Source organism: Cohnella silvisoli, from assembly GCF_021190915.1.
Classification (GTDB): Bacteria; Bacillota; Bacilli; order Paenibacillales; family Paenibacillaceae; genus Cohnella; species Cohnella silvisoli.
The window spans coordinates 42,921-55,651 of sequence record NZ_JAIOAP010000029.1; the positions used below are offsets into that span (position 1 = coordinate 42,921).

Here is a 12,731-nt window from a genome sequence, read left to right on the forward strand (position 1 = left end):
TATTCGGCTATTGAATCCTATACTTTCCGCTAGCAAGTAAAAGGCCCTAAGCCGGTGACCGGTTTAGGGCGTTCAATGCTTTGCCATGCGTCATTCTTTAGATGCTTTATATGTCTTGATCAGGTGAACGAAATCATCTACCGTCGTCATCATTTTGCCTCCAACGAAATTCGCCCCGTCTTTTACGGCATCTGTAAATTTATGGACCAATGCGGAGGAAGGTTGAATCAATCCCTTCACAGCCTCCAGGATTCGTTTATTCTCACCCTCCTTTACGGCAGTCGACAATTTCTCGACAAGAACAGAGGAAGGTTCTACGAATTCATCTACCGCTTCTAGTATTTTTTCGCTGGAACGATTAGCGCCTTCTTTAACGGCTACTGCGAATTTTTCGGATAAGGTTGCGAACTCCTGCACCATAAACCCCGCAAGTCTGGAAAACTCTTTTTTATACCCCATGCGCTTCACCTCCTCCCAATGTTGAGGGGTATATCAGGCATTAGGCGGGTACGAGCCGGTGCTTTAACATCTTTCCGAAAGAAGTCCCCTTTCCTCTGCAGGGAGGGGATGAATTTCGGTTAGGCGAAGCCTAAATGCTCTTGTCTGTTCCGTCATTTAAATTTGGTGAAGGATGTATTGACGGATGTTTTTGTAGTATAATGGGAATGTACGTTCCTATTAGGTGGTGAGGCTTTGTGCAAATGACTTTTCAGTTTCGCCTTTATCCGACTCCCGAGCAGGAAAAACAACTGGGTATAACGCTTGATTTGTGTCGAAAGTTGTACAATAGCGCAAAGGAACAACGCGAAACCGACTACAAGCAAGAAGGCAAAACAATCACCTACGCCATGCAGCAAAATGAATTGCCTGCCCTTAAGCAGCAGTTTCCCGCCTACAAGGAAGTTCATTCGCAAGTGTTGCAGGATTGCCTGCGCCGTTTGGACGATGCTTATCAGCGTTTCTTCCGCGGTGAAGCCGGCTATCCCCATTACAAGTCGGCGGATCGGTACGTCTCCTTTACATACCCGCAGCCGGGTGCAGTACTGCGGACATTTGCCAAAGCGGGATCTATCTATCTTCCCAAAATCGGTGTGGTCAAAATGAATGCGCACCGCCCGTTCGATCAAGCGGGCGTGACGCAAATCAATGTAAAGCGATATGCGGATCATTGGATGGTCAATATCAGCGTGAAAGCACCGGATGTAGAAGCTGGGGCAGCGGTAGAATCCACCGTCGGCATTGACGTCGGGCTGAGTTCGTTTGCGGCGCTGTCCGATGAGACGAAGGTGGACAACCCGCGGTATTTGCGTAAAGCGGAAAAGCGGCTCAAACGTGAACAGCGGCGGCTATCCCGCAAACAACGAGGTTCCCGCAACCGGCAGAAGGCGAGGCGCAAGGTCGCCAAAACCCATCAAAAAGTCGCCCGCCAGCGGAAAGATTTTCTGCACAAACAATCATGCCGTATTGTACGCGACCATGATCTGATCGCGGTGGAGCAATTGAAGGTCAGGAACATGGTGCGAAACCGCCGCCTGGCCAAAAGCATCTCCGATGCCGGATGGAGACAGTTCATCACGTACTTATCCTATAAAGCCAAGCGACAGGGAAAGCGACTCGTCCAAGTACCAGCCCACGGCACATCGCAGACCTGTGTATGCGGCGCGGATGTGCCGAAAACGTTGGCCATCCGGATCCACAACTGTAAAGTATGCGGACTGATTCAAGACCGGGACGTCGTCTCGGCCAAGATCATATTGCAGCGTGCCTTGAAAATAGCGGCATGATGACCGAAAACCGTAGGGAGGGTTTGCCCCGAACGGGATGCGAGCAGCATCGAACGCTTGTGGAGATCATGTAAGACCTTTCTCTTACGGAAAGGCAGCGATCGTTGAAGCGAGAAGCCCCCGCCTCTGCAGGCGGTGGGAGCATTCACTCTTCGTTTGCCGTTCCCATCTTCTGTTCGATGTGATTGGGGTATTTCGGGTCCGTCGTTTGTAAGAAATACCAAGTACGAATAATAACGTTTCTGTTTTGCTCGTCGCTTTCTTCTTCATGTTCATCTTTTCTTTTAGCGTCAAGCTGCGTCACCTCCCGAAAATTCGATTGCATTTCCTATCGTATGGTGAACAGCCATTTGAAGTGTTAGGCATCTGTAACGAACTGATAGAGGTGAAACGGCACAATGCGATAAACGTTTATATGGGTTGTGGCACAATGTACCGGTTTGGACCGAAGTTCCGCTCCTGTTTATGTCAAAAACACATGCCTTGTAGTAACATGAACAAGGAAAATACCTAAACGGCATGGAGGTACACCTCGATGAAGCGCTTGAACTGGTTCGGCTGTTCCATGACCGCGGCTACGAAACGACGCTGAACATTATGGCGCTTTCCAACGTCAAGGAGAACCAGCTCGTCGAAGCGTTCGAAATGATTTCGCGCAGCGTCGTAGTCGTAGACGTTGTATTTATCGTGGGCAAAAAAAGATGACTTTTGATAATACCAAAAGTCATCTTTTAGCGAAATTGAAAGACAGGGGAGTCATCGGCTAGGCCGATTTGCCTTTGGCTTTCTTACCCTTCTTCTCGGTCTCTTTGGTAGCCTTCTCGGCCTTTTTGGCTGCATTCTCGACGGTCTTCTCAGCCTTCCTGTTCTCCTTTTGGGCAGCCTTCCCGGCCTTCTCGGCCTCCTTCTCCGCTTTCTTGGCCGCCTTCTGGGCATCCTTCTCGGACTGCTTTTCGTTATCCGTCGTATGTTTTACATCACCCATTGTATCACCTCCTCAAATCTCGGAGCCTCCGACCGCTGTGCAACTTACCCGCAGGGAAGCATTCCTTTTTAATATATGCTTATCAAAATAAAATGTTATGGGTTTACTAGAAATCCACTGAATACCTACATCTGCAGCTCTATCATCGCGAACCGCTATGCCCGGCGAAAGTTTATTTTTTTCTTTGTTTGTGACTAATGGGTGTATGCTGTTGCTGTCCGATAGTTTCAATTCATATCATAACTCGAGCATCCGGATTTGCTTCTACGGAGGGGATCGAGTGACAAAGGAAATCAAGGACATCGGCTCAGGGTTCGACTTCTTGCACGTGCTGTTATTTAAAATATTGCTGATAACGGATGGACGGACAACCGATATTCTCGAAACCTTGATGGACGAAACAATGTCTCTTCAAGTCGTTCGGCAGGAACAAATAAATGAAGAACAATCCACTCATCTTGGCGAAAGTTTAGACGCTCCTTATTATGTGAGAGAATCTATTCTGGTAGGCGCAAAGAGTCATCTTGTCGTATCCCACAATATTGCGCTTGTATGTTCGAAATACTTACCGTCCCTCATGTTTGAAGCGATTGCCGCCAAAAAAGAGGGAATTGGGAAGACCATTAGCACATTTGGGCTGCAAACCTCGCGCAAATTGATCGATTCTGGATGGAGAAACGATACGGAAACCGTCGACTTATTTCAACAACCGCTGAAGCTCCGTTTTTCTCCGACTAAAAGCAGGGTACCGTACAAAAAATACTCGATAGATTTTGGCTCGCATCCAGGCATCTATTTACTCGAATATTTTAATCCGAACATGGTTCACCTCCGGTTAAAGCAAGTACGTAACGAAACGATCGCCGGAAAGCAGCAGTAGACTGCGGAACTACAGACCGGCCTTATGCACAGGAGGTATTCCATGACACGTATAGGTATGGCTTGCACCAAATGCGGCAACAATCAAGCCTTTTCCTATGATCACGTTACATGCGCATGCGGGGGTTCCCTTCTTGTGCAATACGATATGGAGCTTGCTGCAAAAACAATGACGAAGCAGGCCATTCAAAGCCGCCCATCTTCCATGTGGCGTTACAAGGAACTCTTGCCGGTTTCTTCGCCTGAAGACGTTGTCTCGTTAGGAGAAGGATGGACACCTCTTTCTTACATGAATATTCAAGGGATTGGCCTGCCCGTCGATCATGTATGGATCAAAAGAGAGGAATTGAATCCGACCGGCAGTTTTAAGGCGAGGGGAATGTCCGTTGCCGTTTCCCTACTTAAGGAACGTAAGGCGCGGTATGCAGCCGTTTCATCCAACGGGAACGCTGCGAGCGCCTTGGCCGCTTATGCTGGATGTGCAGGCATCGAAGCCATCGTTTTCTTGCCTGAAGATTGCCCCCCGTTGATCGTGCAAGAGTGCTTGTCCTATGGCGCACGTACATTCCGCGTACAAGGACTGATTCAGGATGCAGGCCAGTGGGTAGAAGCCGGAAAACATTTGTTTGGGTGGTCCACCGTTGCGACGCTGAAGGAGCCCGGTAGAGTCGAAGGTAAAAAAACAATGGGGTTTGAACTTGCCGAGCAATTAGGTTGGAAGCTGCCTAGCGTAATTATTTATCCAACAGGCGGCGGTTCAGGGCTTATCGGGATGTGGAAAGCATTTCATGAACTGAAGCAAATGGGAATGATAGCCGATCCGTTGCCGCGGATGGTGAGCGTTCAGGATGCAGGGTGTTCTCCCCTGGTTTCCGCCATGGGCAATCATGCAACCGTTCTGGATGCTCCGGCTGCTACAGGTATGCGTGTTCCCCGACCGCCGGATATTGACCTTCTTTTGCACATCTTGAAAGAAACCGGGGGAAAGGCTGTAGCCGTCAATCAAGTTGAAATAGACGGAGCACAGCGTTATTTAGGTTATAGGGGTGTTTCCTCCTCTCCGGAAGGAGCCGCAACGTGGGCGGGACTTCTGAAGCTTTGTGAGGAAGGGTGGATCCGGCGGGATGATAGCGTGGTGCTTTTCAATACATGTCACGGGCTTAAGTACGGAAAAAGTCTGGGATTAGAGAGCGTTCCTTTACTCGCGAATTTGAAGGAGCTTTTCTATCATACTTCTTAAGCGTTGGTTTTAATGATCCCGGGACGGATTGTATGTAAATTATATCTGTTGGTCAAGCGTCTTCTCTTGAAGGCGCTTTTGTTTTTATTTATGTTCAAGGCGCATAGGTTTGCACGAAAATTTGTTCGATAAACGTACATGAGCCCATCCTCGTGACGTGCCTATGGGTGAATGCATATGATACTGAAGATTTCGATGCATAGGAAGGAGATGGACATGAAAAAGAACAATTCGACGAAGAAGACACCCATAACGCGCCGGCCGCTTTATTATGTCGACAATCCACACAAACTCGAGCTGAACTGGCTGGATGACATACAACAATCGGATGCCAAACCGATTTCCGTTCACGGAGCTGTTGCAGCAGTTGAACAATCGGCACAAAGTCAGGCAGGGAGCAGACAAGGACGCGTTAACGGAAAAGCAAAAGGAAAAGGAAAAGGAAAAGAACTATTGAAAAATGCACCGGCAGTACCATTAAAAAAAGACTCGGTTTTACCCGTGAAGGTGACATCGGAAATCTTATCGACAGCTCAAGAGACCGAAGAAATCGTTACGGTCGCAACTTCAGCATCCGAAGACACTGCTCAGTCGCTGGAGAACATTACAGCGGTCGTTGAATCCTTGGAGAATGAAACACTGGAATCCACCGATGCTTTAGCAGCGCTGTTATGTGAGGAAACGGTGTCGGAGGCTGAAATGGAACAGACCGACGTTATGGAAGTGACGGAGACACGTGAGCTTCGCCATTCCAAGCTGGAAGAGAAACGGATGCCCTTCCGTCCAACGCCGATCGTTTATACGGATGACTTGGTCGACGAAGCGGTAACAAGCGCGAAGATTGCACCGTTTGCGGTTGGAGCGGCGCATATGGCAGCCGATTCGATTCATTCGGCTTCTCTGGCCGATTTTGCGGTGACGGCCATTAAACTAGCGGATGGATCAGTGACTTCGTCGAAGCTGGCTCCAGAATCCATAGTGGGCGACCATCTCACCAAAAATGCGATTTCCGGGCAAAAAATTCGCGACCGCTCCATCACCGGCGAGAAATTGCGCGACGGAAGCGTTTCTTCGGAGAAGCTGGCAGACCGAACGATCAGCTCCGACAAAATCGCGGAAGGCTCTATTCAAGCGAAGCATTTAAGCTTGGCTGTCATTACTTCCGAATTGTTGCAGGATCAAATTATTACGTCCGAGAAAATCCGGAGCGGTGCGATTCGAAGCGAAAATTTAGCCAATGAGAGCATCGATACTTCCAAATTAGCGGACGGATCCGTTACATCCTCCAAGCTGCGGGACGGTGCCGTGTCCAATGAGAAAATTGTTGCGGGAGCCGTAGAATCCCGCCATCTAACGAACGGACTCATTCTTGCCGATCATGTGGCCGCCGGGGTGCTGCAGGGAAAGCATTTGGCACCGCAAGCCGTGACGGCGGAGCATCTCGCGGAAGGAACAGTCGGTAAACGCGAACTGGCCGACCGGTCCGTATCGGGAAGCAAGCTGGCTTACGGATCGGTTCAGGCCGAGCATCTGCAAGCCGGATCGGTGAAAGGCGTTCATATCGCGGAGGAAGCCGTTGAAACCCGCCACCTAGCGAATGAATCGGTGACGGCTTCCAAGCTGACCGAGCAGTCCGTTACGACCATCAAACTTGTCGATCAAGCGGTTACCTCCACCAAAATCGCCGATCAAAGCATCGTTTCGGGTAAGCTGGCGGACGAAGCGGTTCAATCCCGCCATTTGTCCAAAGGAAGCATTGTGTCCGATAAGCTGGCGGACGGGGTTGTGGAGACGCGCCATCTCATGAATCTGTCCGTGGAAGACCGGCATTTGGCAATAAAAGCAGTCGGGCGGGGACATTTGCAGGAAGGAGCGGTCGGCGGTGAGCAACTTGCTGCTGGTGCTATTAATTCCCGTCATGTGGCCGATGGAGCCATCGGAACTCCGAAGCTTGCGAATGGATCGGTTATTGGTGTGAAGCTGGGGGACCATTCCGTCGGATCTCGGCATCTATTGTCCGGATCGGTAAAGACGGAGCATCTTTCATCGGAATGCATAACTTCGGAGCAGTTGGCTTCCGGTTTGTTAAAACCGTACCATTTTGGCACGGAAACGGTTATGGCCGGGGCGTTGGCTCCAGAATCGGTGGAAAACCGTCATATCCGGAAAGGTTCGGTGGAAACAACCCATTTGGCAAATGGAGCCGTAGGCACGGCTGCTCTCCAGACGGAGTCCGTAACGGACAAAATCCTGGCTCCGGGAGCAGTCGGCGAGCGACAGTTGGGCATTCGTTCGGTGTACTCCCACCATTTGACAGACCATTTGATCACCTCGTTAAAACTTTCTCCTGAATGCGTATCTACGGATAAGTTGGCGGATTTAGCAGTGACGACCGGGAAGCTGGCTGACGGAAGCATCACTTCCGCCAAGCTGGATGAAGATGCCGTCTACGAAGAAGCTTTGCAGGATGGAGCGGTTACCGGACGTGTGCTGGCAGATGCTTCAGTATCCTCCCAACATCTTCAGTCGAACGCCATCAAACGGAATCATTTGAGCGACGGGATCGTAACGTCGGCAATATTGGCGGATGGAGCGGTCACGTCCGAGCGTCTTGCCGAAGGATCGGTAACGGCGCTTCATCTGGCCTCCGAAGCAGTGGAAAGCCACCATCTGGCGGAGGAGGCCATACTGGGATTTCACCTGGCAGAAAAAAGTATCCGGGGAGTTCATTTAAACGACTACGTCATTACGTCGGATAAACTGGCAGCCGACAGCGTGGAAAGCAGGCACCTTCAACCGGGATCGGTGAAAGGACCGCATCTTGAGGAGAAGGCGGTAACGTCCGTGCATTTGCAAGCCGGGTCCATTGATTCGATCCATCTGCGGGAAGGCATTGTGGGCACCGCTCATTTGGCAGCCGATAGCGTGTGCGAGCTAAGCATTGCAAAAGGCGCGGTAACTTCAGAGAAGCTGGCGGAGGAAAGCGTGAGCTCCCTTCACCTATCCGCCGGAAGCGTCGGCAGTGCGCATTTGCAGCTGGAAAGCATCAGCGGCAAACATCTGAAGCCGGAATCGGTGCACGGTTTTCATCTTCGTAAAGGGGCGGTTTCAATATCGCATCTGGCGCCCGATTTGTTCGATTTGGCCAAGATGGGAGAACGCCGGATCGATGCGGAGCGGCTGGAACCGAATGCAGTTAATTCGTTTCATCTGCAGGATGGAGTTGTAACGGAAGAAAAGCTGGCGGATGGGAGCGTAACGACGTCGAAGCTTCTGGACGGTTCGGTCACGATGCAGAAGCTGGCCGAGGGATCAGTCGGAGGGCAGCAGCTTGTAGAAGGTTCGGTAACGCTCGAGAAGCTGGTGGATGGGAACATTACGACGCGGAAGCTTGCGGACGGTTCGGTCACGATGGAGAAGCTGGCCGAGGGTTCAGTCGGAGAGCAGCAGCTTACGGAAGGTTCGGTTACGCTCGAGAAGTTGGCGGATGGGAGCGTAACGACGTCGAAGCTTCTGGACGGTTCGGTCACGATGTATAAGCTGGTCGAGGGTTCAGTCGGAGAGCAGCAGCTTACGGAAGGTTCGGTAACGCTCGATAAGCTGGCGGATGGAAACGTAACGACGCCGAAGCTTGCGGAAGGTTCGGTCACGATGGAGAAGCTGGCCGAGGGATCAGTCGGAGGAAAGCAGCTTGCGGAAGGTTCGGTAACGTTCGAAAAGCTGGCGGATGGAAACGTAACGACGCCGAAGCTTCAGGATGGTTCGGTCACGATGCGGAAGCTGGCAGAGGGATCAGTCGGAGGGCAGCAGCTTGTAGACGGTTCGGTAACGTTCAATAAGCTGGCGGATGGAAACGTAACGACGCCGAAGCTTGCGGAAGGTTCGGTCACGATGAAGAAGCTGGCCGAGGGTTCAGTCGGAGGGCAGCAGCTTGTAGACGGTTCAGTAACGTTCGATAAGCTGGCCGACGAGAGTGTAACGTCTGAGAAACTTGCAGACGGTTCGGTCACGATGCAGAAGCTGGCCGAGGGTTCAGTCGGAGGACAGCAGCTTGCGGAAGGTTCAGTAACGTTCGATAAGCTGGCGGATGGCAGCGTAGCGTCTTTGCATTTGCAAGCCGGGTCTATTGATTCGATCCATCTGCGGGAAGGCATTGTGGGCACCGCTCATTTGGCAGCCGGTAGCGTGAGCGAACATAGCATTGCAAAAGGCTCGGTAACCTCAGAGAAGCTGGCAGAGGAAAGCGTGACCTCCCTCCACCTATCCGCCGGAAGCGTCGGCAGTGCGCATTTGCAACTGGAAAGCATCAGCGGCAATCATCTGAAGTCAGAATCTGTGCATGGTTTCCATCTTCGTAAAGGGGCGGTTTCAATATCGCATCTGGCGCCCGATTTGTTCGATTTGGCCAAGATGGGAGAACGCCGGATCGATGCGGAGCGGCTGGAACCGAATGCGGTCAGTTCAGTTCATCTGAGAGACGGAGCTGTAACGGAAGAAAAGCTGGCGAAAGGCTTGGTTTCAGCTGATAAGCTGGCCGACGAGAGTGTAACGTCCGAGAAGCTTGCGGACGGTTCGGTCACGATAGAGAAGCTGGCCGAGAGTTCAGTTGGAGGACGGCAGATTGCTAAAGGTTCAGTAACGTCCGAGAAGCTGGCGGATGGCAGCGTAAAGTCCGTGCATTTGCAAGCCGAGTCTATTGATTCGATCCACCTGCGGGAAGGCATTGTGGGCACTGCTCATTTGGCAGCCGATAGCGTGGGCGAACATAGCATTGCAAAAGGCTCGGTAACTTCAGAAAAGCTGGCGGAGGAAAGCGTGACCTCCCTTCACCTGTCCGTCGGAAGCGTCGGCAGTGCGCATTTGCAGTTGGAAAGCATCAGCAGCAATCATCTGATGCCGGAATCGGTGAATGGTTTCCATCTTCGTAAAGGGGCGGTTTCAATATCGCATCTGGCGCCCGATTTGTTCGATTTGGCCAAGATGGGAGAACGCCGGATCGATGCGGAGCGGCTGGAACCGAATGCGGTCAGTTCGTTTCATCTGCAGAATGGAGCTGTAACGGAAGAAAAGCTTGCGGATGGGAGCGTAACGACGTCGAAGCTTCAGGACGGTTCGGTCGCGATGCAGAAGCTGGCCGAGGGTTCAGTCGGAGGACAGCAGCTTGCGGACGGTTCAGTAACGTTCGATAAGCTAGCGGTTGGCAGCATAACGTCTTTGCATTTGCAAGCCGGGTCCATTGATTCGATCCATCTGCGGGAAGGTATTGTGGGCACCGCTCATTTGGCAGCCGATAGCGTAGGCGAGCTTAGCATTGCAAAAGGCTCGGTAACTTCAGAGAAGCTGGCGGAGGGAAGTGTGACCTCCCTTCACCTATCCGCCGGAAGCGTCGGCAGTGCACATTTGCATCTGGAAAGCATCAGCGGCAATCATCTAAAGCCGGAATCGGTGCACGGTTTCCATCTTCGTAAAGAGGCGGTTTCAATATCGCATCTGGCGCCCGATTTGTTCGATTTGGCCAAGATGGGAGAACGCCGGATCGATGCGGAGCGGCTGGAACCGAATGCGGTTAATTCGTTTCATCTGCAGGATGGAGTTGTAACGGAAGAAAAGCTTGCGGATGGAAACGTAACGACGTCGAAGCTTGCGGACGGTTCGGTCACGATGGAGAAGCTGGCAGAGGGATCAGTCGGAGGGCAGCAGCTTGTAGAAGGTTCGGTAACGTTCGATAAGCTGGCGGATGGAAACGTAACGACGCCGAAGCTTGCGGACGGTTCGGTCACGATGGAGAAGCTGGCCGAGGGATCAGTCGGAGGGCAGCAGCTTGTAGACGGTTCAGTAACGTTCAATAAGCTGGCGGATGGAAACGTAACGACGCCGAAGCTTCAGGATGGTTCGGTCACGATGCGGAAGCTGGCAGAGGGATCAGTCGGAGGGCAGCAGCTTGTAGACGGTTCGGTAACGTTCGATAAGCTGGCGGATGGAAACGTAACGACGCCGAAGCTTCAGGATGGTTCGGTCACGATGGAGAAGCTGGCCGGGAGTTCAGTCGGAGGGCAGCAGCTTGTAGACGGTTCAGTAACGTTCAATAAGCTGGCCGACGAGAGTGTAACGTCTGAGAAACTTGCAGACGGTTCGGTCACGATGGAGAAGCTGGCCGGGAGTTCAGTCGGAGGAAAGCAGCTTGCGGAAGGTTCAGTAACGTTCGATAAGCTGGCGGATGGCAGCGTAGCGTCTTTGCATTTGCAAGTCGGGTCTATTGATTCGATCCATCTGCGGGAAGGCATTGTGGGCACCGCTCATTTGGCAGCCGATAGCGTGGGCGAACATAGCATTGCAAATGGCTCGGTAACCTCAGAGAAGCTGGCAGAGGAAAGCGTGACCTCCCTTCACCTATCCGCCGGAAGCGTCGGCAGTGTGCATTTGCAACTGGAAAGCATCAGCGGCAATCATCTGAAGTCAGAATCGGTGCATGGTTTCCATCTTCGTAAAGGGGCGGTTTCAATATCGCATCTGGCGCCCGATTTGTTCGATTTGGCCAAGATGGGAGAACGCCAGATCGATGCGGAGCGGCTGGAACCGAATGCGGTCAGTTCAGTTCATCTGAGAGACGGAGCTGTAACGGAAGAAAAGCTGGCGAAAGGCTTGGTTTCAGCTGATAAGCTGGCCGACGAGAGTGTAACGTCCGAGAAGCTTGCGGACGGTTCGGTCACGATAGAGAAGTTAGCCGAGAGTTCAGTCGGAGAGTTCCAGCTTGCGGACGGTTCGGTTACGACATTTAAGCTGGCAACGGGCGCTGTTACCCCCGATAATCTTTCTTATTCTCTCCTCGAGTTTATCTCGTTAGCCGGAAGCACGATTACCGAAGATCGATTGCAGGATGGTTCTGTTACTGCCGAGAAGCTTGCTCTAGGTGCTGTTGGAACCGAGCAAATTGCCAACGATTCTATTTCCGGAGAGAAGTTGCAGAAGGGGAGCATAGGATCGGATCAATTAGCTGCGGGATCAGTTGACGCGGAGAAGATTTCTGTAAGGAGCGTCAGTTCCTCCCACATCATCCCGCGCTCCATTCAGGGGTATCACCTAGGAGAACAAATCATTACCTCCGGACATCTTGAAAATCAGGTTGTGACGGAGTCGCACCTTGCTGACGGCAGTGTGAGCAGTGTGAAGCTCTCTACAGAGGTGCAACAATTGTTGACACAATTACAGCAAACAAAGCAAGATTCCGTAGTATTGCCTTCACCCAGCGACAATGCACCTCATCTCGGAGCAGGCAGCGTGATGGCAGAGCATCTGGCCGACGGAAGCGTCAACGGGGCGAAGCTGGGAGCAGGCAGCGTGATGGCAGAGCATCTGGCCGACGGAAGCGTCAACGGGGCGAAGCTGGGAGCAGGCAGCGTGATGGCAGAGCATCTGGCCGACGGAAGCGTCAGCGGGGCGAAGCTGGGAGCAGGCAGCGTGACGACTGAGCATCTGGCCGACGGAAGCGTCAGCGGGGCGAAGCTGGGAGCAGGCAGCGTGATGGCAGAGCATCTGGCCGACGGAAGCGTCAACGGGGCGAAGCTGGGAGCAGGCAGCGTGACGACTGAGCATCTGGCCGACGGAAGCGTCAGCGGGGCGAAGCTGGGAACAGGCAGCGTGACGACTGAGCATCTGGCCGACGGAAGCGTCAGCGGGGCGAAGCTGGGAGCAGGCAGCGTGATGGCAGAGCATCTGGCCGACGGAAGCGTCATCGGGGCGAAGCTGGGAGCAGGCAGCGTGACGACTGAGCATCTGGCCGACGGAAGCGTCAGCGGGGCGAAGCTGGGAACAGGCAGCGTGACGACTGAGCATCTGGCCGACG

General features: G+C 52.5%; 7 protein-coding genes and 1 pseudogene. 5 read left to right on the forward strand and 3 right to left on the reverse strand.

What is annotated here, in order from left to right; translation table 11 throughout:
* Window positions 1-90: 90 nt before the first annotated feature.
* Window positions 91-459, reverse strand: coding sequence for a hypothetical protein (locus K7P76_RS32320; protein WP_232190220.1), 369 nt, complete (start codon window positions 457-459; stop codon window positions 91-93).
* Between the two features lie 242 nt (window positions 460-701).
* Here K7P76_RS32320 and K7P76_RS32325 point away from each other — a divergent pair, with 242 nt between their 5' ends.
* On the forward strand, window positions 702-1,784 hold the full coding sequence (locus K7P76_RS32325) for an RNA-guided endonuclease InsQ/TnpB family protein (protein WP_232190221.1): 1,083 nt from the start codon (window positions 702-704) through the stop codon (window positions 1,782-1,784).
* Between the two features lie 84 nt (window positions 1,785-1,868).
* On the opposite strand, the gene K7P76_RS32330 is transcribed toward K7P76_RS32325, so the two are convergent.
* Window positions 1,869-2,078 carry a hypothetical protein gene (locus tag K7P76_RS32330; protein WP_232190222.1) on the reverse strand — a complete coding sequence of 70 codons (210 nt, stop codon included), beginning with the start codon at window positions 2,076-2,078 and terminating at the stop codon, window positions 1,869-1,871.
* Between the two features lie 237 nt (window positions 2,079-2,315).
* On the opposite strand from K7P76_RS32330, the pseudogene K7P76_RS32335 reads away from it, so the two are divergent.
* Window positions 2,316-2,474: pseudogene (locus tag K7P76_RS32335) on the forward strand (nucleoid-structuring protein H-NS); the annotation flags it as partial.
* 73 nt (window positions 2,475-2,547) lie between these two features.
* Here K7P76_RS32335 and K7P76_RS32340 read toward each other — a convergent pair.
* Complete coding sequence (locus K7P76_RS32340) at window positions 2,548-2,769, reverse strand: hypothetical protein (protein ID WP_232190223.1); 222 nt, start codon at window positions 2,767-2,769, stop codon at window positions 2,548-2,550.
* A gap of 280 nt (window positions 2,770-3,049) precedes the next feature.
* Here K7P76_RS32340 and K7P76_RS32345 point away from each other — a divergent pair, with 280 nt between their 5' ends.
* From K7P76_RS32345 to K7P76_RS32355, 3 genes are all read left to right on the forward strand, one after another.
* Window positions 3,050-3,649: a 4-hydroxybenzoate synthetase gene (locus tag K7P76_RS32345; RefSeq protein WP_232190224.1), complete on the forward strand. Its 600-nt coding sequence runs from the start codon at window positions 3,050-3,052 to the stop codon at window positions 3,647-3,649.
* A gap of 42 nt (window positions 3,650-3,691) precedes the next feature.
* Complete coding sequence (locus tag K7P76_RS32350) at window positions 3,692-4,888, forward strand: threonine synthase (RefSeq protein WP_232190225.1); 1,197 nt, start codon at window positions 3,692-3,694, stop codon at window positions 4,886-4,888.
* A 216-nt stretch (window positions 4,889-5,104) separates the two neighbouring features.
* On the forward strand, window positions 5,105-12,731 hold a 7,627-nt coding region (locus K7P76_RS32355), incomplete at its 3' end, for a hypothetical protein (RefSeq protein WP_232190226.1).

Bases quoted from the DNA above. Each gene is read 5' to 3' on its own strand.
- K7P76_RS32320 (WP_232190220.1), bottom strand. From the start codon at position 459: ATGGGGTATAAAAAAGAGTTTTCCAGACTTGCGGGGTTTATGGTGCAG.
- K7P76_RS32325 (WP_232190221.1), top strand. From the start codon at position 702: ATGACTTTTCAGTTTCGCCTTTATCCGACTCCCGAGCAGGAAAAACAA.
- K7P76_RS32340 (WP_232190223.1), bottom strand. From the start codon at position 2,769: ATGGGTGATGTAAAACATACGACGGATAACGAAAAGCAGTCCGAGAAG.
- K7P76_RS32350 (WP_232190225.1), top strand. From the start codon at position 3,692: ATGACACGTATAGGTATGGCTTGCACCAAATGCGGCAACAATCAAGCC.